The sequence below is a fragment of the Cellulomonas soli genome (genome assembly GCF_013409305.1).
Taxonomy (GTDB): Bacteria; Actinomycetota; Actinomycetes; order Actinomycetales; family Cellulomonadaceae; genus Cellulomonas; species Cellulomonas soli.
In genome coordinates this window covers 1,127,333-1,151,165 of sequence record NZ_JACBZJ010000001.1, presented here as the reverse complement: position 1 = coordinate 1,151,165, position 23,833 = coordinate 1,127,333, and the positions used below count along the sequence as shown (strand labels likewise).

General features: G+C 73.9%; 26 protein-coding genes and 3 tRNA genes. 16 read left to right on the top strand and 13 right to left on the bottom strand.

What is annotated here, in order from left to right; translation table 11 throughout:
- Window positions 1–73 precede the first annotated feature (73 nt).
- Entirely contained in the window at window positions 74–1,423 is a 1,350-nt protein-coding gene (locus BKA22_RS05305; RefSeq protein WP_146952494.1) for a glycoside hydrolase family 6 protein, read from the top strand.
- A 48-nt stretch (window positions 1,424–1,471) separates the two neighbouring features.
- Here BKA22_RS05305 and trpS read toward each other — a convergent pair whose 3' ends face one another.
- Entirely contained in the window at window positions 1,472–2,602 is a 1,131-nt protein-coding gene (gene trpS / locus BKA22_RS05300; RefSeq protein WP_146952492.1) for a tryptophan--tRNA ligase, read from the bottom strand.
- 223 nt (window positions 2,603–2,825) lie between these two features.
- Here trpS and BKA22_RS05295 point away from each other — a divergent pair, with 223 nt between their 5' ends.
- From BKA22_RS05295 to purM, 4 genes are read left to right on the top strand one after another with little or no spacing between them, the layout of a single operon-like run.
- Window positions 2,826–3,203 carry a sterol carrier family protein gene (locus tag BKA22_RS05295; RefSeq protein ID WP_146952490.1) on the top strand — a complete coding sequence of 126 codons (378 nt, stop codon included), beginning with the start codon at window positions 2,826–2,828 and terminating at the stop codon, window positions 3,201–3,203.
- Between the two features lie 15 nt (window positions 3,204–3,218).
- Window positions 3,219–3,692, top strand: coding sequence for a histidine kinase (locus BKA22_RS05290; RefSeq protein ID WP_223203523.1), 474 nt, complete (start codon window positions 3,219–3,221; stop codon window positions 3,690–3,692).
- A gap of 44 nt (window positions 3,693–3,736) precedes the next feature.
- Complete coding sequence (gene purF, locus BKA22_RS05285; RefSeq protein WP_146952488.1) at window positions 3,737–5,284, top strand: amidophosphoribosyltransferase; 1,548 nt, start codon at window positions 3,737–3,739, stop codon at window positions 5,282–5,284.
- Window positions 5,281–6,411 carry a phosphoribosylformylglycinamidine cyclo-ligase gene (gene purM / locus BKA22_RS05280; protein WP_146952486.1) on the top strand — a complete coding sequence of 377 codons (1,131 nt, stop codon included), beginning with the start codon at window positions 5,281–5,283 and terminating at the stop codon, window positions 6,409–6,411. Before purF ends, purM begins: the two co-directional genes overlap by 4 nt.
- 123 nt (window positions 6,412–6,534) lie before the next feature.
- Here the strand turns inward: purM and BKA22_RS05275 are convergent, their stop codons facing one another.
- Window positions 6,535–6,741, bottom strand: coding sequence for a DUF3073 domain-containing protein (locus BKA22_RS05275; protein WP_146952484.1), 207 nt, complete (start codon window positions 6,739–6,741; stop codon window positions 6,535–6,537).
- Between the two features lie 567 nt (window positions 6,742–7,308).
- Between BKA22_RS05275 and BKA22_RS05270 the strand changes: the two genes are divergently transcribed.
- Window positions 7,309–7,518: a BldC family transcriptional regulator gene (locus tag BKA22_RS05270; RefSeq protein WP_146952482.1), complete on the top strand. Its 210-nt coding sequence runs from the start codon at window positions 7,309–7,311 to the stop codon at window positions 7,516–7,518.
- Between the two features lie 175 nt (window positions 7,519–7,693).
- On the opposite strand, the gene BKA22_RS05265 is transcribed toward BKA22_RS05270, so the two are convergent.
- The 6 genes from BKA22_RS05265 to BKA22_RS05240 all read right to left on the bottom strand — a co-directional run bounded on the left by BKA22_RS05265 (window position 7,694) and on the right by BKA22_RS05240 (window position 9,525).
- Window positions 7,694–8,011 carry a DUF3618 domain-containing protein gene (locus BKA22_RS05265; RefSeq protein WP_223203522.1) on the bottom strand — a complete coding sequence of 106 codons (318 nt, stop codon included), beginning with the start codon at window positions 8,009–8,011 and terminating at the stop codon, window positions 7,694–7,696.
- Window positions 8,011–8,526, bottom strand: coding sequence for a phage holin family protein (locus BKA22_RS05260; protein WP_146952481.1), 516 nt, complete (start codon window positions 8,524–8,526; stop codon window positions 8,011–8,013). The genes BKA22_RS05265 and BKA22_RS05260 overlap by 1 nt, the downstream gene beginning before the upstream one ends.
- Window positions 8,527–8,622: 96 nt before the next feature.
- Complete coding sequence (locus BKA22_RS05255; protein WP_146952480.1) at window positions 8,623–9,066, bottom strand: phage holin family protein; 444 nt, start codon at window positions 9,064–9,066, stop codon at window positions 8,623–8,625.
- Between the two features lie 163 nt (window positions 9,067–9,229).
- A tRNA-Phe gene (locus BKA22_RS05250) sits at window positions 9,230–9,302 on the bottom strand.
- A 45-nt stretch (window positions 9,303–9,347) separates the two neighbouring features.
- Window positions 9,348–9,421: transfer RNA gene (locus tag BKA22_RS05245), tRNA-Asp, on the bottom strand.
- A 31-nt stretch (window positions 9,422–9,452) separates the two neighbouring features.
- A tRNA-Glu gene (locus BKA22_RS05240) sits at window positions 9,453–9,525 on the bottom strand.
- A gap of 189 nt (window positions 9,526–9,714) precedes the next feature.
- On the opposite strand from BKA22_RS05240, the gene BKA22_RS05235 reads away from it, so the two are divergent.
- The 4 genes from BKA22_RS05235 to BKA22_RS05220 all read left to right on the top strand — a co-directional run bounded on the left by BKA22_RS05235 (window position 9,715) and on the right by BKA22_RS05220 (window position 12,499).
- Window positions 9,715–10,059: a metallopeptidase family protein gene (locus tag BKA22_RS05235; RefSeq protein ID WP_146952665.1), complete on the top strand. Its 345-nt coding sequence runs from the start codon at window positions 9,715–9,717 to the stop codon at window positions 10,057–10,059.
- 51 nt (window positions 10,060–10,110) lie between these two features.
- Window positions 10,111–10,461 (top strand): ArsR/SmtB family transcription factor, encoded by a 351-nt coding sequence (locus BKA22_RS05230; RefSeq protein ID WP_223203521.1) that lies wholly within the window; start codon window positions 10,111–10,113, stop codon window positions 10,459–10,461.
- The gene (locus tag BKA22_RS05225; RefSeq protein WP_146952478.1) at window positions 10,458–11,471 is read left to right on the top strand and encodes a cation diffusion facilitator family transporter; all 1,014 of its coding nucleotides are present in this window, start codon (window positions 10,458–10,460) and stop codon (window positions 11,469–11,471) included. Before BKA22_RS05230 ends, BKA22_RS05225 begins: the two co-directional genes overlap by 4 nt.
- Before the next feature lie 98 nt (window positions 11,472–11,569).
- Window positions 11,570–12,499: an LLM class flavin-dependent oxidoreductase gene (locus BKA22_RS05220; RefSeq protein WP_146952477.1), complete on the top strand. Its 930-nt coding sequence runs from the start codon at window positions 11,570–11,572 to the stop codon at window positions 12,497–12,499.
- Window positions 12,500–12,592: 93 nt separating this feature from the next.
- Here BKA22_RS05220 and galE read toward each other — a convergent pair whose 3' ends face one another.
- Complete coding sequence (gene galE / locus BKA22_RS05215) at window positions 12,593–13,552, bottom strand: UDP-glucose 4-epimerase GalE (RefSeq protein WP_146952475.1); 960 nt, start codon at window positions 13,550–13,552, stop codon at window positions 12,593–12,595.
- 131 nt (window positions 13,553–13,683) lie between these two features.
- On the opposite strand from galE, the gene BKA22_RS05210 reads away from it, so the two are divergent.
- From BKA22_RS05210 to BKA22_RS05185, 6 genes are read left to right on the top strand one after another with little or no spacing between them, the layout of a single operon-like run.
- The gene (locus BKA22_RS05210) at window positions 13,684–14,853 is read left to right on the top strand and encodes a polyprenyl synthetase family protein (protein ID WP_146952474.1); all 1,170 of its coding nucleotides are present in this window, start codon (window positions 13,684–13,686) and stop codon (window positions 14,851–14,853) included.
- Window positions 14,853–15,767: a phytoene/squalene synthase family protein gene (locus BKA22_RS05205; protein WP_146952472.1), complete on the top strand. Its 915-nt coding sequence runs from the start codon at window positions 14,853–14,855 to the stop codon at window positions 15,765–15,767. Before BKA22_RS05210 ends, BKA22_RS05205 begins: the two co-directional genes overlap by 1 nt.
- The gene (gene crtI, locus BKA22_RS05200) at window positions 15,764–17,434 is read left to right on the top strand and encodes a phytoene desaturase family protein (protein ID WP_146952471.1); all 1,671 of its coding nucleotides are present in this window, start codon (window positions 15,764–15,766) and stop codon (window positions 17,432–17,434) included. Before BKA22_RS05205 ends, crtI begins: the two co-directional genes overlap by 4 nt.
- On the top strand, window positions 17,431–17,790 hold the full coding sequence (locus BKA22_RS05195) for a lycopene cyclase domain-containing protein (RefSeq protein ID WP_223203520.1): 360 nt from the start codon (window positions 17,431–17,433) through the stop codon (window positions 17,788–17,790). Before crtI ends, BKA22_RS05195 begins: the two co-directional genes overlap by 4 nt.
- Entirely contained in the window at window positions 17,787–18,128 is a 342-nt protein-coding gene (locus BKA22_RS05190; RefSeq protein WP_146952469.1) for a lycopene cyclase domain-containing protein, read from the top strand. The genes BKA22_RS05195 and BKA22_RS05190 overlap by 4 nt, the downstream gene beginning before the upstream one ends.
- Window positions 18,125–18,994 (top strand): prenyltransferase, encoded by an 870-nt coding sequence (locus tag BKA22_RS05185; RefSeq protein ID WP_146952467.1) that lies wholly within the window; start codon window positions 18,125–18,127, stop codon window positions 18,992–18,994. Before BKA22_RS05190 ends, BKA22_RS05185 begins: the two co-directional genes overlap by 4 nt.
- Here the strand turns inward: BKA22_RS05185 and BKA22_RS05180 are convergent.
- The 4 genes from BKA22_RS05180 to BKA22_RS05165 all read right to left on the bottom strand — a co-directional run bounded on the left by BKA22_RS05180 (window position 18,960) and on the right by BKA22_RS05165 (window position 23,832).
- Window positions 18,960–20,264 carry an MFS transporter gene (locus BKA22_RS05180; RefSeq protein WP_146952466.1) on the bottom strand — a complete coding sequence of 435 codons (1,305 nt, stop codon included), beginning with the start codon at window positions 20,262–20,264 and terminating at the stop codon, window positions 18,960–18,962. The genes BKA22_RS05185 and BKA22_RS05180 overlap by 35 nt on opposite strands.
- Window positions 20,261–20,908 (bottom strand): GntR family transcriptional regulator, encoded by a 648-nt coding sequence (locus BKA22_RS05175; RefSeq protein ID WP_146952465.1) that lies wholly within the window; start codon window positions 20,906–20,908, stop codon window positions 20,261–20,263. The genes BKA22_RS05180 and BKA22_RS05175 overlap by 4 nt, the downstream gene beginning before the upstream one ends.
- 138 nt (window positions 20,909–21,046) lie before the next feature.
- Window positions 21,047–22,783, bottom strand: a complete 1,737-nt coding sequence (locus tag BKA22_RS05170) for a dipeptide ABC transporter ATP-binding protein (RefSeq protein ID WP_218866527.1) — start codon at window positions 22,781–22,783, stop codon at window positions 21,047–21,049.
- A complete protein-coding gene (locus tag BKA22_RS05165) occupies window positions 22,780–23,832 on the bottom strand; it encodes an ABC transporter permease (protein ID WP_146952463.1) in 1,053 nt (350 codons plus the stop codon). The genes BKA22_RS05170 and BKA22_RS05165 overlap by 4 nt, the downstream gene beginning before the upstream one ends.
- Between the last annotated feature and the right edge of the window lies 1 nt (window position 23,833).

The following is a 23,833-nucleotide window of genomic DNA, read 5'->3' as shown; positions in this document are numbered from 1 at the left end:
CCCTCGACGTGTGCCGCAGCCGTCGGGTTTCCTCCCTGAGGACGCAGTCGTCGCAGGTGGAGGAGAGCAGCTCATGCGCAGGACCCGACTTCTCGCCACGGCGCTGGCGACCGCCGCCGTGCTCGGTGCCGGACTGACCGCGTTGGCCACGGGCGCCGAGGCGTCCGCGGGCTGCTCGGTGGCGTACACCGTGACCAACCAGTGGCAGGGCGGTTTCGGCGCGGACGTCGCGGTGACGAACCTCGGCGACCCGGTGTCCTCGTGGACGCTGCAGTGGACCTTCGCGGACGGCCAGAAGGTCCAGCAGCTGTGGAACGGCACGGTCACGACGAGCGGCGCCGCGGTCTCGGTCGCGAGCCTCGGCTGGAACGGCTCGCTCGCCACGGGGGCGCGCACCTCGTTCGGCTTCACCGGGTCGTGGTCCGGTGCGAACTCCGTGCCGACCTCCTTCCGCCTCAACGGCACCACGTGCACGGGATCGACGAGCACACCGACCGCGACCCCGACCTCGACCCCCACGCCCACCGCGACGCCCACGCCCACAGCGACGCCCACGCCCACTCCGACGACCACGCCGGCACCGGCCGGCGCGCTCTACGTCGACCCGACCTCGCAGGCGTACGCCGCCTGGCAGGCCGCGACCGGGCAGGACAAGACCCTGCTGGCGAAGATCGCGCAGACCCCGCAGGCCCGTTGGGTCGGCGACTGGGCCGACACCGCCGTGATCGCCGCGGGCGTGCACGACTACACGGCCGCCGCGGTGGCCGCCGGCCAGACCCCGATGCTCGTGGTCTACGCGATCCCCGGTCGCGACTGCGGCGCGTACTCCGCGGGCGGGGTCGCCACCAGCGAGTACGCGCAGTGGATCGACCAGGTGGCCGCCGCGATCGAGGGTGCGCCGATCATCGTGCTCGAGCCCGACGCCCTGGCCCAGCTCGGCGACTGCGACGGCCAGGGCGACCGCGTCGGCTACCTGCAGTACGCGGCCCGGGTGCTGACGCAGGCCGGTGGCCGGGTGTACATCGACGCGGGGCACTCCGGCTGGCTGTCCGCCTCGACCGCGGCCGCCCGGCTGAACCAGGTCGGCTTCGAGTACGCGGCCGGCTTCGCGCTCAACACCTCGAACTACCAGACCACCGCCGACACCCGCGCGTACGGCGAGCAGGTCTCGGCGCTCGTGGGCGGCAAGGGCTTCGTCGTCGACACCTCGCGCAACGGCAACGGCTCGAACGGCGAGTGGTGCAACCCGCGCGGCCGGGCCCTCGGTGACCGACCCGTGCTGGTGGACGACGCGACGCACCTGGACGCCCTGCTCTGGGTCAAGGCGCCCGGCGAGTCCGACGGCACGTGCAACGGCGGCCCCGCGGCGGGTGCGTGGTGGCAGGACGTCGCGCTCGAGCTGGCCCGCAACGCGCACTGGTGACGGAGGCCGGGCTCGACCGGCCGCGCCGATTCGACCTGCGGTCCGCGCTCACCCCGCCATGCCCATGAGCGTGCGCACGTGGCCGATGGTGGCCTCGGCGAGCTCGTTCGCCCGGGCGTTGCCCCGCGCGAGCACGTCGTCGACGACGGACGGGTCCCGGGCGAGCTCGGCGCGCCGCGCCCGCAGCGGGGCGAGGTGGGCCAGCAGCGCGTCGGTGACCAGCGCCTTGAGCGCACCCGCGCCCCGCCCGCCGATCTCGTCCGCGACCTCGTCGGGGTCGCGGCCCGTGCACAGGCTCACCAGGAGGAGCAGGTTCGCCACCTCGGGTCGTCCCGCCGGGTCGTAGGTGATGTGCCGCTCCCCGTCCGTGCGGGCCCCTCGCACGGCGCGGGCCGTCGTGTCGTCGTCGGCACCCAGCGCGATGGCGTTGCCGGCCGACTTGCTCATCTTGCGGCCGTCGGTGCCGAGCACGACGGGCGCCTCGGACAGCAGCGCGTCGGGCTCGGGGAAGAACGGGTCGGCCGGGCTGTACCGCTGGTTGAACCGCCGGGCGACGGTCCGGGTCGTCTCCAGGTGCGGCAGCTGGTCCTTGCCGACCGGCACGAGGTTCGCCCGGCAGAACAGGATGTCCGCCGCCTGGTGCACGGGGTAGGTGAGCAGCAGCCCGCTCAGCGCCCGTCCGCCGCTCGCCGCGAGCTCGGCCTTGACCGTGGGGTTGCGGTCCAGCTCGGCCACGGTGACCAGGCTGAGGAACGGCAGCATCAGCTGGTGCAGCGCGGGCACGGCGCTGTGCGTGAAGATCGTCGTCCGCTGCGGGTCCATGCCGGCGGCGAGGTAGTCGAGCACGACCTCACGGACAGCCCCGCGCACGTCACCGGCGACGTCGCGGTCCGTGATCACCTGGTAGTCCGCGACCACCAGCAGGGTCTCGACGCCGGACCGTTGCAGGCGCACCCGGTTCTCGACGGTGCCGAACAGGTGCCCGATGTGCAGCGGGCCGGTCGGGCGCTCCCCGGTGAGGACGCGGAACCGTTCGGGGTGCGTGGCGAGCCGTGCCTCGATGTCGTCGGCGCGCTCGCGGGCGCGGACGGCCGCGAGGTCGAGCGAGCTGAGATCGGCGGCAGGGGTCGGTGCGGACGTGCTCGGATCGGTCGGGAAGGTGCGGTCGGACGTGCTCACGGGGCGTGCTCCTCGGGACGAGGCCGCCCGCGCGGGGGTCGACGGGTCCCGTCCACCGAGCTGCACGAGCAGCGCGGGACAGGGGTGACCAGGCTGCGGTTAGGGCAGCCACCACCACGAACGCGTCAGGTGCGTGGTCACGGTCATGGCGAGGATGCTACGCCCGACCTCGTGCCTGACCCTGTGCCTGACCAGGTGCCCGACCGTGGGGGAGGATGACCGCATGGGACGTCGACGCACCGATTCGGTCGAGGGCCGGGCAGCTCTCGTGACCTGGCAGGCCGACCCCGCGCAGGTGCCGGTGGACGCACGACGAGCCGCGGTGCGGTTCACGCTCGAGGAGCTCGCCGACGTGGCGCCTGGGAACTCCGTCGAGGTCCGGGTGCCCCCGGACGGTGCGGTCCAGGCGATCGAGGGTCCGCGGCACACCCGGGGGACCCCGCCGAACGTGGTCGAGACCGACCCCGGTACGTGGCTGGCCCTCGCCACGGGTGCCCTGACGTGGGCCGAGGCGGTGGCCTCGGGCCGGGTGCACGCCTCGGGCTCCCGCGCGGACCTCTCCGGCGTGCTGCCGTTGCAGGCCGCCCGCCGTCGCCCCTGACCTACGATCGGGCGCGTGCCCGACACCCCCGCACCGACGCCCGACGGTCCCGACGAGAGCTCCGCGCCCCCGGCACCGGCCCAGCCCGCCGGCACGGTCGCAGATCCAGTCGCCGAACCGGACGCCGAACCAGTCGCTGATCCGGGCGTCGATCCATCCGTCGATCTGGACGTCGAGCAGCCGCCCGTGCCCTCGGAGGTCGAGCTGGAGCGGCTCGCCGAGCCGGCCACCGTGCGCCACGCGCCCCGGTTCGGCGCGTTCCTCGTGGCCGGCGGCATCGTCGGGATCGTCGTCGGCGTGGGGCTCGCCCTCGTCACGGGCGAGGACAGCCCGATCGCCTCGACGGGTGGCGGCTTCCTTCCGTTCCTGGACGGCCAGGGTGCGGTGCGCACCGTGCTCGGCGTGACGGGTGCCGTGGTGGGCGTGGCGCTCGGCGGCCTGCTCGCCGTGCTGGCCGACCGCCGCAGCGTGCGCGCGTCCCGTCGCTGACCGGCGGCTGCCGTGGCGCGGGGTCCGTGTGCGACCATGGTCGCGTGGCCCCCCGCGCAGACGGACGACTGAACCACGACCTCCTCCCCGGTGAGAAAGGCCCCCAGGACGCGTGCGGCGTCTTCGGTGTCTGGGCTCCCGGTGAAGAGGTCGCCAAGCTGGCCTACTTCGGCCTCTACGCGCTGCAGCACCGTGGCCAGGAGTCCGCGGGCATCGCGACCTCCAACGGGCAGCAGCTGCTGGTCTACAAGGACATGGGCCTGGTCTCCCAGGTCTTCGACGAGACCGCGCTGAACGCCCTGCAGGGGCACATCGCGATCGGGCACGCGCGCTACTCCACGACCGGCGGCTCCACCTGGGAGAACGCGCAGCCGACGCTCGGTGCCACCGCGTCCGGCACGGTCGCGCTCGGCCACAACGGCAACCTCACGAACACCGCCGAGCTCGTCGACCTCGTCGCCGAGCGCTACGGCAGCCAGCGGCGCGGCGAGCTCGCCCGTGGCAACACCACCGACACCGCGGTGGTCACCGCGCTGCTCGCGGGCGACCCGGACCACACCCTCGAGGCCACCGCCCTGGAGGTGCTGCCGCGTCTGCGCGGGGCGTTCAGCCTGGTCTTCATGGACGAGCACACGCTGTACGCCGCCCGCGACCCGCAGGGCGTGCGTCCGCTGGTGCTCGGGCGGCTCGAGCGCGGATGGGTCGTCGCGTCCGAGACGCCCGCGCTGGACATCGTCGGTGCCTCGTACGTCCGCGAGGTCGAACCCGGTGAGTTCATCGCGATCGACGCCGACGGCCTGCGCAGCACCCGGTTCGCCCCCGTGGACAGGGCCGGTTGCGTGTTCGAGTACGTCTACCTGGCCCGTCCCGACACGACGATCGCCGGCCGCTCGGTGCACGCGGCCCGCGTCGCGATGGGTCGCCGCCTGGCGGTCGAGCACCCGGTCGAGGCCGACCTGGTGATCCCCGTGCCCGAGTCGGGCACGCCGGCCGCGGTCGGCTACGCCGCCGAGTCGGGCATCCCGTTCGGACAGGGTCTGACCAAGAACGCCTACGTCGGGCGCACGTTCATCCAGCCGTCGCAGACGCTGCGCCAGCTCGGCATCCGGCTCAAGCTCAACCCGCTGCGCGACGTCATCCGCGGCAAGCGGCTCGTCGTCGTGGACGACTCGATCGTGCGGGGCAACACCCAGCGCGCGCTCGTCCGGATGCTCCGGGAGGCCGGTGCCGCCGAGGTGCACGTGCGGATCAGCTCGCCGCCGGTCAAGTGGCCGTGCTTCTACGGCATCGACTTCGCCTCGCGTGCCGAGCTCATCGCGAACGGGCTCAGCCCGGCCGAGATCGCCGCGTCGCTCGGCGCCGACTCCCTCGGCTACATCTCGACCGAGGGCATGATCGAGGCCACCGAGCAGCCCGCCGCGCAGCTCTGCGCGGCCTGTTTCACCGGGAGGTACCCCATCGAGCTTCCGCCCGCCGACCGGCTCGGCAAGCACCTGCTGGAGCAGAGCGAGCTGCCGCTCGGTGCGCCGGAGGACGGCCTGCTGTCCATCGTCCCGTCGGCCGGTGGCGCGAGCGCGCTGGACCACCCGTGAGCGCCTCGACGCCCCAGGGCGTGACGTACGCGGCCGCCGGCGTGGACACCGAGGCCGGTGACAAGGCCGTCGAGCTGATGAAGGACGCCGTGCGCGCGACGCACGGCCCGCAGGTGCTCGGTGGCGTCGGTGGGTTCGCAGGTCTCTACGACGCGAGCGCCCTGACCCGGTACCGCCGCCCGCTGCTCGCGACGTCGACGGACGGCGTCGGCACCAAGGTCGCGATCGCGCAGGCGCTGGACGTGCACGACACGATCGGGTTCGACCTGGTCGGCATGGTCGTCGACGACATCGTCGTGGTCGGCGCGAAGCCCCTGTTCATGACGGACTACATCGCGTGCGGCAAGGTCGTGCCCGAGCGCATCGCGGACGTCGTACGCGGCATCGCGGCCGCCTGCTCGGTGGCGGGGACCGCGCTGGTCGGCGGCGAGACGGCCGAGCACCCCGGTCTGCTGGGCCCCGACGAGTACGACGTGGCCGGCGCTGCGACCGGTGTCGTCGAGGCGGACGAGCTGCTCGGCCCGGAGCGGGTGCGTGCCGGTGACGTGCTGGTGGCGCTCGCCTCGAGCGGCCTGCACTCGAACGGCTACTCGCTGGTGCGCCGCGTGGTGCAGGTGGCGGGCTGGTCGCTCGACCGGCACGTCGACGAGCTGGGCCGCACCCTCGGCGAGGAGCTGCTCGAGCCGACGCGGGTCTACGCGAGCGACTGCCTGGCGCTGGTCGCCCGCGCGGGTGTCGCCGGCGTGCACGCGTTCAGCCACGTCACCGGCGGTGGCCTGGCGGCGAACGTCGCCCGGGTCCTGCCGCGCGGCCTGGTGGCCGACGTCGACCGTTCCGGCTGGCGGCTGCCGGCCGTGTTCTCGCTGGTCCAGGGCCTGGGACAGGTGCCGTGGACGGACCTGGAGGGCACGCTGAACCTGGGCGTCGGGATGGTCGCGATCGTCGCGCCCGAGGCGGTGGACGGGGTACTGGCGCATGCCGCCGAGCTCGGCCTGCCCGCCTGGGAGCTCGGACGTGTCCGGGAGATCGGTGCCGCCACCGACGTGCCCGGCGCCCCCGGTTTCGTCGCGGGGACGAAGGGTGTCGACGGCGGCGCCGTGCAGCTGACGGGCACCTACCGGGTCTGAGGTTCCGAGCAGCGCGGAAGCCTGGCTGCACCATGGCGGTGCGACCAGGCTTCTGCGAGGTGCGTGACGTGCGGACCCGTGGTCACGGCGATGACCACGGCCTGGTGCCGGTTCACCGGCGACCTAGCGGTCGTCGTCGGACCAGCGCCCCCAGTCGTCCACGTCGTCGTCGTTCGTGTCGACCGGGCTTCGCCGCGTGTCGGTCACGAGATCGTTGTGGCCGTGCGACGAGAGCTCCTGCTCGAGAGCCCTGTAGTTGGTGTCCGGGCTGAAGTACTTCAGCTCCCGGGCGACCTTCGTCTGCTTAGCCTTCTGACGGCCGCGCCCCATGGCATCGACCCCCTCTAACGTGGAAGCGGGGCGGCTCCGTGCTCACACGTGCGGCCCCGGGGTGCTGTTTCGTCTCTTCGTGGGGCAACGGTACATGCTCTGCGTCTATTCCGACCACTTGCGTCCACGTGACCTCCGCGACGCCCGGTCGCGGCCCCGTCCGGGCCCCGTCGGGCGGGTGCGACACGCCGGTGCCGGAGCGACACGCCGAGCGGCCCCCGGTCGGCGGCCGGTCGGATCTCCACGGGTTCGTGCCTTTCGTCCCGCGCACCGCCCCGCCCGCGCGTGGGAGGTTTGTTCTGCCTACGCTGGGGAAATGCCGAGGGGCGCCCCTGACCGCGTTGAGGCGGTTTGAGTGAGATCCGTAACAGAACCGTGTCCCGGAATGCGTCATCTGTCGGCTTCGGTCATGCTAGAGGGCGACGGATGGCCCCGGTTTCGAGACGCGATGTCTTCGAGTGGCGGTCCCCGCCCAGGACGAACCGCTCGATACGCACAGCCCGCACAGATTCGGTCGAGGCCCGCGGCGACCGCCGCACCTGACCGAGACGCTCGCCAGGAGGCAGCATGTCCGCACAGCACCCCGAGCCCGAGATGCTCCTGACCCCGTCAGAGGTCGCGACACTCTTCCGGGTCGACCCCAAGACCGTCACCCGCTGGGCCAAGGCCGGCAAGCTGACCTCGATCCGCACGCTCGGCGGCCACCGTCGCTACCGCGAGGCCGAGGTTCGGGACCTGCTCGGCGGGATCCCTCAGCAGCGCGAAGCCGACCGCTGAGACCCGGGCCGCCAGCCCTCACCGGGACCTCGGCGGCCCAGCACCACGGACGACCCGGCGCGACCACGGACGGTGGCGCCACGTCTGTTGCACGACGTGCAGGCACGAACCCGGTAGCGAGGGTCACACCCACCCCGGGCTCTCGGTGCCGCCGAGCGAGCCCCCGAGCGCGCCCTCAGCGGCGGCGTCGGGCGGCGAGGACGACGACCACGCCCAGAGCGGCGGCCACGACGGCGACGGCCTTCAGCGCGCGCCTGCGGTCGGCCACGGGCACCCCGGAACCGAAGGCGTCCCGGACGACCTTGCGACCCTGCTCCGCCGCACGTGCGGCCTGCGTGCGCGGGTCGAGCCGGTCGGTCAGCTCGTCGACCGTCGCGGCGAGCTCGGCACGCGCGCGCTCCAGCTCCGCCTCGATCTCGACCATGCGAGGCGTCGAGAACGGCGTGCTCGCGGATGCCTTGCGGTCCTTCGCGTCGTCCGTCGGCTGGCCCATCAGCGCTCACCTTCTGTCACGACGGCCTTGAGGACGTCCACCGTGGTGCGCATCTGCTCCGTGGCACGGGTGGGGGAGGGCGGGTTCGCGCGTTGCACCTGCCGCGCGCCGATCGCACCGAGGATCGCGGTGACCACCAGGAGCACGAGGGTGACGACGAGCGAGGCGAGCCAGGCGGGGAGGACCGTGGCCAGGCCGATGATCGCGGTCGCGACGGCGGCGCCGAGCACGTAGAGCGCGAGGACCCCGGCAGCGACGAGCAGCCCTGCTCCGATGCCGGCCTGCTGCGCCCGTCCGGTGATCTCCGCCTTGGCGAGCTCGATCTCGGCGCGCACCAGGCGGGACACCTGCTCGCTGAGGTCGCTCAGCAGTCGTCCGATCGTGCGCTCGGCCGCCGAGCCGTCAGCCCCGGCAGCCCCGGCGGCGGTCGCCGTCGCCCCGTCGGCCCGGGAGCCCGTCGGAGCGCTCCCGGACGGGCTCGACGACGGACCCGGTGAGGCCGGTTGGCCTGTCATGGTGTCTCCCTGCTGTCATGCGGCGACGCCGACGGACCGGTGACGCGCGGTCCCAGTCTGCTGGTCGTGCAGGTCGGACGCGAGAGGACGGGCCGGTCAGTCGGCCCAGGGGTGGACCTGCTCCTCGGCCGGGTGCACGATCTGCGGTGCCTGCATGATCGGCACGGCGGGGCCGCTCGGCAGGTGGTGGCGCCCCCAGGCGGCGAACCCGGCGGCGATGCCGATGAGCGCCACGCCGATCAGGAGGGCCGAGAGCCACGGGTCGAGGACAGCGGTGAGCCCGAGCACGGCGGCCGTGATGAGCAGCGCGAGGCCGAAGAACGTCAGGAGTGCGGCCACTCCGAAGGCGATCGCACTGGGCCGGATCCGGATCGCCCGCGCGCGCACGCTCGCCGAGACCGCGTCGATCTCGGTCTGGATCGCGTCACGGACCTTGTCCTCGGCGTGCTCGAGCTTCTCCCGCGCGCGGTCGGCGAACGGTTCGGTGAAGCGCTCGAAGAACCTCGGGCGTGGGCGGTCGGCCCCGGACGGGCTGGTCACGGTCGTGTCCTCTCGGCCTGCGTGTCCCCTGCGTGTCGGTGGTCCCAGCCTACGGCCGGAGCCCCGACGTTCCGCGGGATGCCGGGCCGGGTTGCTGGGCGCGACACGGATCCGGCGGGGAGACGACGAAGACCCCCGGAGATCCGGGGGTCTTCATGAGAGGTGGCTCCGACCGGCGTCGATCCGGTGACCTTTCGATTTTCAGTCGAACGCTCTACCAACTGAGCTACAGAGCCCTGAGTGCGAAAGCCCGGTCTTGCGACCGGGCCTCGTACCTCGAGCGACCCCGACGGGACTTGAACCCGCGACCTCCGCCGTGACAGGGCGGCGCGCTAACCAACTGCGCTACGGGGCCTTGTGTGAAACAAGACCTTCTGTACTGCTCGTACCCCCAACGGGATTCGAACCCGTGCTACCGCCGTGAAAGGGCGGGGTCCTAGGCCGCTAGACGATGAGGGCGTTTCCGCCCCTGACGTCGAGGCGTCGGAAGACCGGTGATGAGCATACGGTGTGGACGGCCCGATCTCCAAAGCGGGCCCGCGCAGGCCTCTCGGCGCGTGCCCGTGGGTCGCCCGGCTCGCGGTGCGTGCGCGGGTGGCTGCGCAGGTGGTGGCGTCGCGGACCGGGCAGGATGGCCGGGTGGTGCACATGTCGCGCGAGGACTTCGAGGATGCCGTCCGGGACGCGCTGGACGAGATCCCCGACGAGCTGGCGGCGATGACGGACAACCTCGTCGTGCTCGTGGAGGACGACCCGCCGGCGGACGAGCCCGACCTGCTCGGGCTGTACGAGGGTGTGCCGCTGACCGAGCGCGGGGAGTTCTGGGCGACCGGTGCGCTCCCGGACCGGATCACGGTGTTCCGTCGGCCGACGCTCGCGATCTGCCGCACGCGCGAGGAGGTCGTGGAGGAGGTCGCCGTGACGGTCGTGCACGAGATCGCGCACCACTTCGGGATCGACGACGACCGGCTGCACGCGCTCGGCTGGGACTGAGCGGCTCACTGACCGTTCCTTCTCATCGACCTCTGGCTATAACATCGCCGCATGACGATGGATCAGAGGGTGCACGACCACCCGGGAGTCCCGGCCGGTGAGCACGCGCACGGGGCGGTCGTCCGGGTGCTGCACGCCCTGGCCGACCCCACGCGTCTGTCGATCGTGCACCTGCTGGCCGAGGCCCCGCGACGCGTCGTCGAGCTCACCGGTGCGCTCGGCCTCGCGCAGTCGACCGTCTCCGCGCACCTGGCGACGCTCCGGTCGGCCGGTCTGGTCGTCGCCAGCCCCGAGGGGCGTGCGACGCGCTACGCGTTGGCCGACCCTGAGCTCGACGACCTGCTCGGGGCCGCGGAGCGTGTCGTCGCCCGGGCGATCGAGCGCGAGGAGGCCCACCCGTGAGCACGCCGCACGGCGCGCACGGCGCCGACGACCCGGCACCGCACCCGGAACGCCGCCCGCACGGCCACGGGCGCTCACACGGGCACACGCACACGCACGCGCCCACGCAGGGGCAGGGCACCGCGGCGCAGGCGCACCGCGGGCGGCTGGCCACGGTCCTCGTCCTGACGGTCACGGTCCTGGTCGCCGAGGTCGTCGGCGCCGTGCTCTCCGGCTCGTTCGCGCTGCTGGCCGACGCCGGGCACATGCTCACCGACGCGCTCGGGGTCGGGCTCGCCCTCGCGGCGACGGCGCTCGCGGCTCGTCCCGCCACCGCGAGCCGCACCTTCGGGTGGCAGCGCGCGGAGATCCTCGCGGCCCTCGTCAACGGTGTCGTCGTCGGCGTCGTGGGTCTCGGGGTGCTGGTCGGGGGCGTGCGGCGGCTCCTCGAGCCGGTCGCCGTCGACGGCGGGCTGATGCTCGCCGTCGCACTGGTCGGTCTGGTGGCCAACGGCATCGGCCTCGCGCTGCTGCAGCGGGGCCAGGCCGAGTCGCTCAACGTCCGGGGCGCCTACCTGGAGGTGCTGGGCGACCTGCTCGGCTCCGTCGCGGTCGTCGTCGCCGCGGTCGTGGTGCTCACCACCGGCTACCTGCGGGCCGACGCGATCGCGTCGGTGCTCATCGGGCTCATGGTGCTGCCCCGGGCCGTCCAGCTGCTGCGCGAGGTGGGCGTGGTGCTGCTCGAGGGCACGCCGCGCGGGGTCGACCTCGACGCGGTCCGGACGCACATCTGCGGGGTGCCCGGCGTGCTGGGCGTGCACGACCTGCACGCGTGGACGATCACGTCCGGGGTGCCCGTGCTGTCCGCGCACGTCGAGGTGCCCGACGACGTGCTGGAACGCGGCGAGGCCGGGCGCGTGCTGGGCGACCTGCGTCGGTGCCTCGCCGGTCACTTCGACGTCGACCACTGCACCTTCCAGCTCGAGCCGCCGTCGGTGGACGAGGACCAGGAGGCCCACGGCCACGCCTGACCACCTGCCGCCCACCCGCCGCCCACCTGCCGCCCACCCGCCGCCCACCTGCCGCCCGCGCGCCCCGCACCGGGGTGCAGGCCGCTAGCGTGACCCGCATGGTCGCCGTCGGAGTCATCCTCCTGCCCCAGGAACGCTGGTCCCTCGCCCGCAGCCGCTGGCAGCGCGCCGAGGAGTGGGGCTTCGACCACGCCTGGACCTACGACCACCTGGCGTGGCGTTCACTGGCCGACGAGCCGTGGTTCGCCACCGTGCCGCTGCTGGCTGCTGCGGCGGCGGTGACCTCGCGCATCGGGCTCGGCACGTTCGTGGCCTCGCCGAACTACCGGCACCCCGTGCCGTTCGCCAAGGACGTCATGGGGCTCGACGACGTCAGCGGCGGGCGTCTGCTGCTCGGCCTCGGTGGGGGCGGGGAGGGCTTCGACGCCCAGGTGCTCGGCCCGGCACCGACGCGGGGCGAGCGCACCCGCCGGTTCGAGGAGTTCGTGGCGCTGCTCGACGAGCTGCTCACCCAGCCGGTCACCGAGCACGACGGCGAGTTCTACGAGGCGCACGCCGCGCGGATGATCCCCGGCACGATCGCCCGGCCGCGGCCCTCGTTCGTGGTCGCGGCCAACGGTCCACGCGCGCTGGCGCTGGCCGCGCGGTACGGGCAGGGATGGGTGACGTACGGGCCGTCGTTCGACTCCGACGGCGACGACATCGCCGACCGGGCAGCCGCGCAGGAGCGCTGGTGGAGCGACCTCGAGGGGCTCGTCGCGCAGTTCGACGCCGCCGAGGCGGCCGCCGGCCGGACGGGGGAGAGCCGGGCGCGCCGCTACCTGTCGCTGGACGGAGCGCCGCTGTTCTCGCTGACGTCGGTCGACGTGGCGGTCGAGGGCGTCGAGCGGGCGGCGGCGCTGGGGTTCACCGACGTGGTCGTGCACTGGCCGCGGCTCGAGGGCGTGTACGCCGGGCCGGAGCGGGCGCTCGAGGAGCTCGCGGCACGGTTGCCCGCGCTGCGGGCGCTCCCCGTCGCGGGTCGCTGACGCAGGTCACCGCCGGGGCAGCAGCCCTGACCGTCGCCGGTTCGACGAGCGCCGATCCGACCGACGGACGGGGCTGTCGGTCGGTCGGGCCGCTCAGTGCGCGCGGCGGGCGTCCCAGGCGCTCGTGACCATGTCGTCGAGCGTGTGCCGCATGACCCAGTCGAGGTCGCGGGCGGCGAGCTCGCCCGAGGCGACGATGCGGGCGGGGTCGCCCGGGCGGCGGGCGGCGAGCTCGGGCTCGAAGTCGATGCCGGTCGCGCGGGCCATGGCGGTCATGATCTCGCGTACGGACACGCCGTCGCCCGAGCCGAGGTTGTAGACGCGCTCGAGCTCCGTGCCCTCGGTCAGCGCGCGTGCGGCGGCGACGTGTGACGTGGCCAGGTCGGCGACGTGCACGTAGTCGCGCACGCACGTGCCGTCGGGCGTGGCGTAGTCGGTGCCGTTGATGCGCGGCGTGCGGCCCTCGGTCAGCGCGTCCAGGACCAGCGGGAACAGGTTGTGCGGGCTGGTGTCGTACAGGTCCGGGGTGCCGGAGCCGACGACGTTGAAGTAGCGCAGCGAGGTGTGCCGCAGCGGCGCGGCCTTGGCCTGGTCGCGCAGCAGCCACTCGCCGATCAGCTTGGACTCGCCGTAGGGCGACTCCGGGGCGGTGGCGGTCTGCTCGGTCACGAGGTCGACGTCCGGCGTGCCGTAGACGGCAGCCGAGGACGAGAAGACGATCGCGTCGACACCCTGCGAGGCCATCGCCTCGAGCAGGTGGGCGGTGCCCGTGACGTTCTGGTCGTAGGTGTGCAGCGGGCGCTGCACGGACACCCCGGCGTACTTGAAGCCGGCCAGGTGCACGACGCCGACCACGCCGTGGCGGGCCAGGGTGTCGGCGACCAGGGCGGTGTCGAGGATCGAGCCCTCGACGAGCGGCACGTCGTCGGGGACGAACCCGCGGTGCCCGCTCGACAGGTCGTCCAGGACGACGGATGCGATGCCCACCTCGGTGAAGGCCCGCACCACGTGAGATCCGATGTATCCGGCACCGCCGGTGACCAGCCACGTCATGAGGGCAGCCTAGCGGTGCGTGCCGCCCGGGCAGTGGGCACGAGGGCCCTGCCGTGCGCGCGGGGGTGCCCGGACCTGGCGTCCGGGCGAATGCTCAGTATGCTGAGCATTCCACTCCGGAAGGGCCGCCCATGGACGACCGCCTCCGCTCGACCTCCCCGACGAGGTCGACGTCACCCACGCCCACCGCACCGCACGCGGTGGCACCCGCAGCGCTGCACGCCCCGCCCGGGCCGGCGGACGCCGCCGAGCTCGCCCAGGCCGTCGAGGACGTGATGGCGGTGACCGAGCAGGTCCTCGAGGGCTTCCTCACCGAGCGCACCGCCCGTGCCCGCGGGGTCGCGCCGGCGTGCGGGCACCTGTGGTCCGACCTGAGCGGCCAGGTCGGCGGCAAGCTCGTGCGCCCGCGGCTCACCGTGGCCGCCTACCTCGGCCTCGGGGGCAGCGACCCCCGGGCCGTCGCACCCGTCGCCGCCGCGCAGGAGCTGCTGCACACCGCGATGCTCGTGCACGACGACCTGCTCGACCACGACGAGCTGCGCCGCGGGCGCCCGAACGTCGTCGGGGCGACACGGGCGCGGCTGAGCGCACGCGGGTTCGCCGCGCGCGTGGTCGACGAGCAGGCGCACGCCGCCGGGCTGCTCGCAGGCGACGTGGCGCTCGCCTCGGCCTTCCGGCTCGTCGGGCGGGCACCGGTCGAGCCGTCCGTGCGCGTCGAGCTCGTCGAGCTGCTCGCAGCAGGCATCGAGACCGCCGTCGACGGCGAGCTGCTCGACGTCGCCTCCGCACTGCTCGACCCCGAGGACTCCCAGCCGCTGCTCGTCGCCGAGCTCAAGACCGCCGACTACTCCTGCCGGCTGCCGCTCGTCACCGGGGCCGTGCTCGCCCGCGTGCCCGAGGCCCGCGCCGGGCTCGCCCTGGTCGGCACGGCGCTGGGCATCGCGTTCCAGGTCGCGGACGACGAGCTCGGGGTGTTCGGCGACCCGCAGGTCACCGGCAAGTCCGTGGTGTCCGACCTGCGCGAGGGCCGGCGCACCGAGCTGCTGCGGCTGGCCTACCGGGACGCCGACGCGGCCGGACGGGCCGTGCTGGACGCGCACGTCGGCCGCCCCGACCTCGACGAGGCCGGGGCCGCGGCCGTCCGTGCCGTGCTCGTCGACTCCGGCGCCCTCGCCCGCACGCGCGAGGTCGCCGCACGCAGCGCCCGGCTCGCCCGCGAGCTGGCCGTCGCGACGCTCCCGGCACCGCTGGCCGAGTACCTTGGCGGCGTCGTGGACGACCTGGCCGGACGGGGGCGCTGATGACCACGCACGAGCTCGACGCGGTGCTCCGCAGCCGCCGGCTGTACGACGCGACCGCGGGCCGCACCAGCCGCACGGTCCTGCACGCCTACTCGAGCTCGTTCGGGCTGGGCACCCGCCTGCTCGGCGCCCGGGCGCGGCACGACATCGAGGCCGTCTACGCGCTCGTGCGGCTCGCGGACGAGGTCGTCGACACCTACCGGGGGGCGGACGCGGCCGAGGAGCTCGACGCTCTGCACACCCAGACGCTGCGCGCGCTGGGCACCGGGTACTCGACGAACCTCGTCGTGCACGCGTTCGCCCGGACGGCGCGGCGCACCGGCATCGGACCGGCGGAGATCGACCCGTTCTTCGCCTCGATGCGTGCCGACCTGACCGTGCGCGCGCACGACCGTGCCAGCTACGAGGAGTACGTCTACGGGTCGGCCGAGGTCGTGGGCGTCATGTGCCTGCGCGTGTTCCTCTGCGCCGACCGCTCGCCGGGGCAGCCGCCGGTCGAGCCGTCGCCGCACCTGGTCGAAGGTGCGCGGGCGCTGGGGGCGGCGTTCCAGAAGATCAACTTCCTGCGCGACCTGGGCACCGACAACGGCGAGCTCGGCCGCACGTACTTCCCCGGCACGCAGGCGGGCGTCATCGACGCGGAGCAGGTCGCCGACGTGCTGGGCGAGATCGAGCACGACGTGCGCACGGCACGTGCCACGCTGCCCGACCTGCCGCCGCGTGCCCGGTGCGCCGTGGCCGCGACGCTCGGGATGTACGACAGGCTGCTCGCGGCGCTCGCCGCCACCCCGGCCGAGGACCTGCTCGAGCGCCGGGTGCGGCTGCCCGCCCCGGTCAAGCTCGGTGTCGTCGCCCGCGCCGTGGGGGTCGAGGTGCTGCGCGAGGTGCGCGGACGACGAGGAGGTCACGCATGAGCGGTGCACGTCACGTGGTCGTCGTCGGCGGGGGCATCGGGGGCCTGATGACCGCGGCCCTGCTCGCGCGCGGAGGTGCCCTCGTCACGCTGCTCGAACGCCACGAGACGCTCGGCGGACGCGTCGGGGAGTGGCGCGAGGGTGGCTTCCGGTTCGACACGGGGCCGTCCTGGTACTTCATGCCCGAGGTGTTCGAGCACGCGTTCGCCCTCCTCGGCGCGCGCGTCGAGGACCACCTGGACCTCGTGCCGCTCGACCCGGTGTACCGGCTGTTCCCCGAGCCGGAGGCCGGGCAGGCCGAGGCCGAGCCGTTCGACCTGGTGGCGGACGCCGAGGCGAACTGGCGAACGTTCGAGGCCCGTGAGCCCGGCGCGGGTGCGGCCGTGCGCGCGTACGCGGCCGAAGCGGGCGAGGCGTACCGGACGGCGCTCGACAGCTTCCTGTACACGACGTTCGCCCGGCCGGACCGGGTGCTGTCGGCCGACGTGGTCCGCCGCTCGGGGATGCTCGTCGGGCTGCTCGGCAGGACGCTCGCGGAGAAGGTCGCCGGGACGGTCTCCGACCCCGTGCTGCGGCAGGCGCTCGGGTACCACGCGGTCTTCCTGGGGTCGTCGCCGTACCGCGTGCCGGCCCTGTACTCCCTGATGAGCCACCTCGACCTGAACGAAGGCGTACGTTTCCCACGGGCTGGGATGTACACGTTGATCGAGGCGCTCGCGACGCTCGCCCGGCACGAGGGCGTCACGATCCGCACGGGTGTCGACGTCGCCTCGATCGACGTCGACCCGGCGCCGAGGGGCGTCCGGCACCCGCGCCGGCGCGGCTTCGTCCGCGGCGTCACGCTCGCCTCGGGCGAGCACGTCGCAGCGGACGTCGTCGTGAGCGCAGCCGACCGCCACCACACCGAGACGGCACTGCTCGACCCCCGCTGGTCCGAGCTGCCCGCCCAGGCGTGGACGGACAAGGGCCCCGGGATCTCCGCGCTGCTCGTCATGGCCGGCGTGCGCGGCGCGCTGCCCGAGCTCGCGCACCACTCTCTGTTCTTCTCGCGCGACTGGCCGGCGAACTTCGACGCGATCCTCGGGCCCGGTCGCAGCACACCCCCCGACGGGCTGCACGTGCCCGACGTCGCCTCGCTGTACGTCTCGCGCACCACCGCGACCGACCCGACGGCCGCGCCGCCCGGGCACGAGAACCTCTTCGTCCTCGTGCCGTTCCCTGCCGATGCCCGCCTGGGCGACGGACCGCCTGGGAGCCCCGAACGGGAGGTCGTCGAGGCCTACGCCGACCGGTACCTCGACCAGATCGGCACCTGGGCCGGGATCGATGGCCTGCGCGACCGGGTCGTCGTGCGCAAGGTCGTCGCCCCGTCCGACTTCGCGCACGACCTGTCGGCCTGGCGCGGGTCGGCGCTCGGGATGGAGCACACGCTGCGGCAGTCCGCCATGTTCCGGCCGGGCACCGCCTCACGCACCGTGGGCGGACTCCTGCACGTGGGTGGCGGGACGGTGCCCGGGGTCGGCCTGCCGATGTGCCTCATCGGGGCCGAGCTCGTCGCCAAACGGCTGCTCGGCGAGACCTCGACCCGGCCGCTGCCGGCACCGCTGCGGCCCGGATTCCTCGCCGCCGCACGCCCGGCAGGGCTGTGGGCCGAGGTCACCCGGTGATCGGCCTGACCTACCTGCTGGCGCTGCTCGTCTCGATCGGCGGGCTCGCGCTGCTCGACCGACGGTTCCGGCTCGCGTTCTGGTCCGACGCCCGGCGGGCGGGCCTCACGGTCGGGCTCGGGGTGCTCGGCTTCCTGCTCTGGGACGGTGCGGGGCTCGTGCTCGGCATCTTCGCCCGCGGGGACTCGCCGCACATGACGGGGCTGCTGCTCGCCCCCGAGCTGCCGGTCGAGGAGGCGTTCTTCCTCACGCTGCTCTGCTACGCGGCGCTGCTCGCGTGGCGCTGGTTCGACCGGCAGGCCGCGCTGCGTGCGGCGCACCGGACCGATCCTGGCGAGCGGGGCGAGCGCCCGTGACGAACATCGTGCTGAACATCCTCGTGCTCCTCGCGCTCCTGGCCGTCTCCTTCCCGGTGCTGCGTCACCTGCGCGGATGGCCGATCGCCTCGACCGTGCTGCACCTGTGCCTGCTGACCATGGTGTTCGACACGCTGATGATCCGGGTCGGCCTGTACGTCTTCGACCCCGACAAGATCCTCGGCGTCTACCTGTGGGGCGCGCCGCTGGAGGACTTCGCGTACGCGATCGCCGCCGCCGTCGGCATGCCCGTGCTGTGGACGGCGCTCGGCCGACGCGGGGCGGCCCCGGCTGCCGGCTCCGGGGAGCCGGACGCGCAGCACGGAGCCGGCGCGTGAAGGAGATCCTCGCGGCATCCCGGCCGTTCTCCTGGGTGAACACCGCCTACCCGTTCGCCGCGGGCGCGCTCATGGCCACCGGCGGGGTGGTCGACGCGACGCTCGTGATCGGCACGCTGTTCTTCCTGATCCCGTACAACCTGCTGATGTACGGCGTGAACGACGTCTTCGACTACGCCTCCGACCTGCGCAACCCGCGCAAGGGCGGCATCGAGGGCGGTCTGGTCGCCCCGGAGCGGGCCCGCGCGGTGCACCGGCGGATCCTGCTCGCCTGCCTGGTGACGACCGTGCCGTTCGTGGTGTGGCTGCTGCTCGTCGGGTCGACCGCGGCCGACCTCGTGCTGCTCGGCGTGCTGTTCCTCGTCGTGGCCTACTCGGCTCCCGGACTGCGGTTCAAGGAACGCCCGGTGCTCGACTCGGCGACCTCGGCGATGCACTTCGTCGGGCCGCTGCTCTACGCGCTCGTGCTCGTGGGCGCCGACCTGGGCGACCCGCACGTTTGGCCCGTGCTCGTCGCGTTCGTGCTGTGGGGCATGGCCTCGCACGCGTTCGGTGCCGTGCAGGACGTCCGGGCCGACCGGGAGGGTGGCATCGCCTCGGTGGCGACCGTGCTCGGCGCGCACCCCACGGTCGTGGCGGCCACCGTCGCCTACCTGCTGGCGGCCGTGGTGCTGCTGGTGGTGCCCTGGCCGGGCGCGCTCGCGGCCGTGCTGCCCGTCCCGTACGCGCTCAGCACGGCGCGGTTCTGGTCCGTGCGCGACGAGGACTGCGAGCGGGCCAACGCCGGGTGGCGCACGTTCCTGTGGCTGAACCTCGTGACGGGCTTCCTGGTCACGATGCTGCTGATCGTGCTGGCCCGGAGCTGACCGGCACGGGCGCCTCGTCGTGCGACCGGCCCGGCCGAGGTCCGGCAGGGCCGGCAGGTCCGGCAGGTCCGGCAGGGCCGGCAGAGGCGGGCAGGTGCCGGCGCCAGCCGAGCAGCACGACCCCCAGGCAGGCCGCGGCCAGGACCGCGCCGACGACGAACATCGCGGGGTAGCCGACCGCCCCGTGCAGGCCCGCGAGCACCGCGGGGACGAAGAACCCCAGGTAGGCGACCGAGTAGTACACCGCGGTCAGGCCTGCGAGGTCGTCGGGTCCGGCGATCCGCTGGACCTCCTGCAGCCCGCCGACCAGCAGCAGGCCGTACGAGCAGCCGAGCACGGCGGCGGCCGCCAGCCCGAGCGTCACGGAGCCCGTGGTGGCGGTGGCCGCGGCGAGCACCAGCCCCGGCACCGCGGCGAGCATGCCGACGCCCAGCCCGCGGGCGTCGTCCGGGCAGTCGAGCCGTCGGCCGGCGAGCTGCACGACGACGCCGCAGCCGAGCGCGACCAGGCACATCAGGCCGGCCAGCCCGACGGCCAGGCCGGGCACCTGTGCCGCGAGCAGGGACGGCAGGATCGCGTACGCGCTCGCCGCCGTGCCGAAGACCCACGGCGCGGTCGGTGCGACGACCCGCAGGAACCTGCGGTGCCCCGCCGCCGGGATCCGCAGGTCGTCGACGAGGCGACCGGGCTGCGCGCTGCGGGGGCGGGTCTCGGTGACCCCGAGGACGGCGACCAGGGCGCCCAGCGTGATCGCGACGTTCACCAGGTACGGCGTCTGCGCGGGCCACGGACCCCACTGGGCGAGTGCTGCGGCCACGGCAGCTCCCAGCCCGAAGCCCGTGGTGAGCGCGAGCGAGGCCCGGCGTGCACCGGCTCCGGCGTCGACGCCCGGCTCGTACGCGGGGGAGGACAGCTCCTTGACCCAGCTGGTGCCGACGGCCATGACCAGGCCGAGGGCGATGCCCGAGCAGACGCGTCCGATGAACAGCAGCGCGGGGCTGTGCGCGCCGGCGGCGAGCACGGCCGAGCCGATCGCGCCGAGCACGGGGGCGGGGAGCATCAGGGGGCGGCGCCCGAACCGGTCGGAGAGCGGGCCGCCGACGAGCAGGCCGGGGACGATGCCGAGCACGTAGGCGGCGAGCAGCACGTCGACGGTGAGCATGCCGAGGTGGCTGCGCGTGCGGTAGAGGACGAGCAGCGGTGTGAACTCGTTGCCGCCCCAGGCCACGGCGAACAGGACGGCGGCGACCCGCCACCAGGCCCGCGTCATGCGTGCACGTCCAGGTGCTCGGCCAGGGCGGTGGCGAACCCGTCGCAGTCGCCGGCCTCGACGAGCCGGAGCAGCTGTTCGTGGCCCTCGAGGACGTGCCGGCCCACGTCGTCGCCGCGCCAGAGCGCGCGTGCGGTCATCCGCTTGTGGCGGTCGCGGATCATCGCGAAGGCGCCGTCGAGCACGCCGTTGCCGGCGGCGGCGGCGAGCGCGGCGTGGAAGTCGGCGTCCGCCTCGGTGCTCGCGTCGAGATCCCCGGCGGCCTGCGCCCGGCGCTGGGCGTCGAGCAGGTCGCGCAGCCGCGCGGTGAGGGTGTCGGTGGTGCCCCGGGCGACGGCGGTGCGCACGCCGTGGGTCTCGAGCAGCAGGCGCGCGTCGAGGACGTCCTGGCGCTCGGTGGGGGAGGCGGGTGTGACGACGGCTCCGCGGCGCGGGTGCACGCGCAGCCAGCCCTCGGCCTGCAGGCGGCCGATGGCCTCACGGACGGGGGTGCGGCTGACGCCGAGCTCGTCGGCGAGGGCCTGCTCGCCGACCATGTCGCCGCCGGCCAGCTCGCCGTCGAGGATGCGCGCCTTGAGCACGGCGTGGACCGTCTCGGCGGCGGAGGGCTTCGGGGTGCGCGGTGTTGTATACAAGATGTGCACAACCTACGACCGGTGGCGGCCCGCGGTCCAGCCGGTCGGCAGGGCGTCTCGATGCGCGACCGTGGGCGCCGTGATGCACGACGCCCGCCCCACCCCCGTGCGGGGCGGAGCGGGCGTCGGTCGGCGGTCAGGCTCGCATCACTGCGACAGTGCGCGCCAGGTCTCCCGGCGCTGCTCCTGCTCGACCGGGTCCGGCACGGGCAAGGAGGCCAGCAGCCGCTGGGTGTACGGGTCCCGCGGCGAGCCGAGCACCTCGTCGCCCGAACCCTCCTCGGCCAGCACCCCGCGGTGCAGCACCGCGATGCGATCGGCGAGCATGTCGACCACGGCCAGGTCGTGGCTGATGAACAGGCACGCGAAGCCCAGGTCGCGCTGCAGCTGCGCGAACAGGTCGAGCACCCGCGCCTGCACCGAGACGTCCAGCGCGGACGTCGGCTCGTCGGCGATGAGCAGCTCCGGGTCCAGTGCGAGCGCCCGTGCCAGGCTGGCGCGCTGACGCTGACCCCCGGACAGCTCGTGCGGGAACCGGTCGCCGAACGTGCGCGGCAGCTGCACGGCCTCGAGCAGCTCGTCCACCCGCGGACGGGCCGATCCCGGGTCCTTCGCCACGCCGTGCACCACGAGGGGCTCGGCGACGCACTCGGCGATCGTCAGCAGCGGGTTGAAGCTCGTCGCCGGGTCCTGGAACACGAACCCGATCCGTCGGCGCACGGGCTTGAACTCGCGCTCGCGCACCTGGTTCATCTCGACGCCGAGCACCCGCAACGAGCCGTCGGTCACCGGGGTCAGGCCGGCGATGGCCCGACCGATCGTCGTCTTGCCGGAACCGGACTCGCCCACCAGGCCGAGCACCTCGCCGGGGCCGATCGTCAGGTCCACACCGTCGACCGCGGTGAACCCCGGCTTGCGGAAGCGACCCGGGTAGGTGATGCGCAGGTCCTTCGCCTCGACGACGGACGGGCCCTGCCGGTCGACGACGCGCGTGGTGAGCGGCACGTGCTCCGGGTCCTGCGCGCGGTCGCGCAGCCGCACACCACCGACCCGCGGCACCGCGTCGAGCAGCGCCTGCGTGTACGGGTGCTGGGGTGCGCTGAACAGCGTGCGCACGTCCGCCTGCTCGACGAGCTCGCCGAGGTACATCACGGCGACCCGGTCGGCCAGGTCGGCGACCACCCCCATGTTGTGCGTGATGAGCACGATCGCGGTGCCGAACTCGTCGCGGCAGCGCCGCAGCAGGTCGAGGATCTCGGCCTGCACGGTGACGTCGAGCGCGGTGGTCGGCTCGTCGGCGATGATCAGGCCCGGATCGAGCGCCAGGGCCTGCGCGATGACGATGCGCTGCTTCTGCCCGCCGGAGAACTGGTGCGGGTAGTGGTCGATGCGGTGCTCGGGGTCGGGGATGCCGACCCGGCGCAGCACGTCGATCGCCTGAGCCCGGGCGTGCGTCCGGGAGATCCGCTTGTGCGCCCGCAGGCCCTCGATGATCTGCCAGCCGACCGGGTACACCGGGTTGAGGGCCGTGGACGGCTCCTGGAAGACCATCGCGGCGTCGCGTCCGCGCACGTCACGCAGCGCCGACCCGCGCAGGGCGGCCACGTCGTGCGTGGCGGTGCCGTCCTTGCGGCTGAGCAGCACGGCACCGGTGGTGAGCGCGGTCGAGGGCAGCAGGCCGAGGATCGTGCGCGCCGTGACGGTCTTGCCCGAGCCGGACTCGCCCACGATCGCGAGCACCTCACCGGGTGCGACGTGCAGGTCGACCCCGCGCACCGCGGCCACGGCACCCGCGTCCGTGGCGAACGTGACGCGCAGGTCCTGGATCTCGACGACGTTGCGCACGGCAGCCTGCTCCTCGTCCGTCGTGCCGGTCGCCGTCATGGCCGTCCTCCGTCGTCGATGATGTCGTCGCCCATGATCTCGACGGCGGGGTCGGCCACGTGGTCGCCGCCCGCGTCGGGCCCTGCGGCGCCGGCCTTGCCGCCGTCGACCGCACGTCGGGTGCGCAGCCGCGGGTCTGCCAGGTCGTTGAGCGACTCGCCGACGAGCGTGACGCCCAGCGCGGTGAGCACGATCGCGACACCCGGGAACACCGAGGTCCACCAGATGCCGCTCGTGACGTCAGCGAGGGCCTTGTTGAGGTCGTAGCCCCACTCGGCGCCCGCGGACGGCTCGATGCCGAACCCGAGGAAGCCGAGCCCGGCGAGCGTGAGGATCGCCTCGGAGCAGTTGAGAGTGAGCAGCACGGGCAGCGTGCGGGTCGAGTTGCGCAGCACGTGCCGGGTCATGATCCGGGTGTGGCTGGCCCCGACGACCCGGGCCGACTCGACGAACGCCTCGGACTTGATCCGGACGACCTCGGAGCGGATCACCCGGAAGTACTGCGGGATGAAGACCACGGTGATCGAGATGGCGGCCGCGAGGACGCCGCCCCACAGCGAGGACTGCCCGCCGCTGATGACGATGGCCGCGACGATCGCGAGCAGCAGGGACGGGAAGGCGTAGACGGCGTCGGCGACGACGACGAGCACGCGGTCGAGCCAGCCGCCGAAGTACCCGGAGACCAGACCGAGCGCGACGCCCGCGAAGATCGACAGGACGACGGCGACGACCATGACGTACAGCGCGGTCCGGCTGCCCCAGATGACCCGGGAGAGCACGTCGTACCCGCCGACGGTGGTGCCGAGCAGGTGCTCGGTGGAGGGTGGCTGCTGCGCGCCGAAGGCCACGCCGTCCGCGCGCAGCTGGGCGAAGCCGTACGGCGCGAGCACAGGTGCGAAGAGCGCGGTGAGCACGAAGATCGTGACGAGCACGATCCCCGCGACGAGCATGGTGCGCTGCAGGCCGACGGACTGGCGCACCTGGTGGACGAGCGGCAGCCGCTTCCAGCGGGAGGCGTGCTCCGGGACGGTGGTGTCGGTCGTGGTCATG

Excerpts from the sequence above, each read along its gene's own strand:
- BKA22_RS05305 (WP_146952494.1), top strand. The coding sequence starts at position 74 with ATGCGCAGGACCCGACTTCTCGCCACGGCGCTGGCGACCGCCGCCGTG.
- BKA22_RS05295 (WP_146952490.1), top strand. The coding sequence starts at position 2,826 with ATGGGACGTCGACGCACCGATTCGGTCGAGGGCCGGGCAGCTCTCGTG.
- BKA22_RS05275 (WP_146952484.1), bottom strand. The coding sequence starts at position 6,741 with ATGGGGCGCGGCCGTCAGAAGGCTAAGCAGACGAAGGTCGCCCGGGAG.
- BKA22_RS05270 (WP_146952482.1), top strand. The coding sequence starts at position 7,309 with ATGTCCGCACAGCACCCCGAGCCCGAGATGCTCCTGACCCCGTCAGAG.
- BKA22_RS05265 (WP_223203522.1), bottom strand. The coding sequence starts at position 8,011 with ATGGGCCAGCCGACGGACGACGCGAAGGACCGCAAGGCATCCGCGAGC.
- BKA22_RS05260 (WP_146952481.1), bottom strand. The coding sequence starts at position 8,526 with ATGACAGGCCAACCGGCCTCACCGGGTCCGTCGTCGAGCCCGTCCGGG.
- BKA22_RS05235 (WP_146952665.1), top strand. The coding sequence starts at position 9,715 with ATGTCGCGCGAGGACTTCGAGGATGCCGTCCGGGACGCGCTGGACGAG.
- BKA22_RS05230 (WP_223203521.1), top strand. The coding sequence starts at position 10,111 with ATGACGATGGATCAGAGGGTGCACGACCACCCGGGAGTCCCGGCCGGT.
- BKA22_RS05220 (WP_146952477.1), top strand. The coding sequence starts at position 11,570 with ATGGTCGCCGTCGGAGTCATCCTCCTGCCCCAGGAACGCTGGTCCCTC.
- galE (WP_146952475.1), bottom strand. The coding sequence starts at position 13,552 with ATGACGTGGCTGGTCACCGGCGGTGCCGGATACATCGGATCTCACGTG.
- BKA22_RS05210 (WP_146952474.1), top strand. The coding sequence starts at position 13,684 with ATGGACGACCGCCTCCGCTCGACCTCCCCGACGAGGTCGACGTCACCC.
- BKA22_RS05205 (WP_146952472.1), top strand. The coding sequence starts at position 14,853 with ATGACCACGCACGAGCTCGACGCGGTGCTCCGCAGCCGCCGGCTGTAC.
- crtI (WP_146952471.1), top strand. The coding sequence starts at position 15,764 with ATGAGCGGTGCACGTCACGTGGTCGTCGTCGGCGGGGGCATCGGGGGC.
- BKA22_RS05180 (WP_146952466.1), bottom strand. The coding sequence starts at position 20,264 with ATGACGCGGGCCTGGTGGCGGGTCGCCGCCGTCCTGTTCGCCGTGGCC.
- BKA22_RS05170 (WP_218866527.1), bottom strand. The coding sequence starts at position 22,783 with ATGACGGCGACCGGCACGACGGACGAGGAGCAGGCTGCCGTGCGCAAC.
- BKA22_RS05165 (WP_146952463.1), bottom strand. The coding sequence starts at position 23,832 with ATGACCACGACCGACACCACCGTCCCGGAGCACGCCTCCCGCTGGAAG.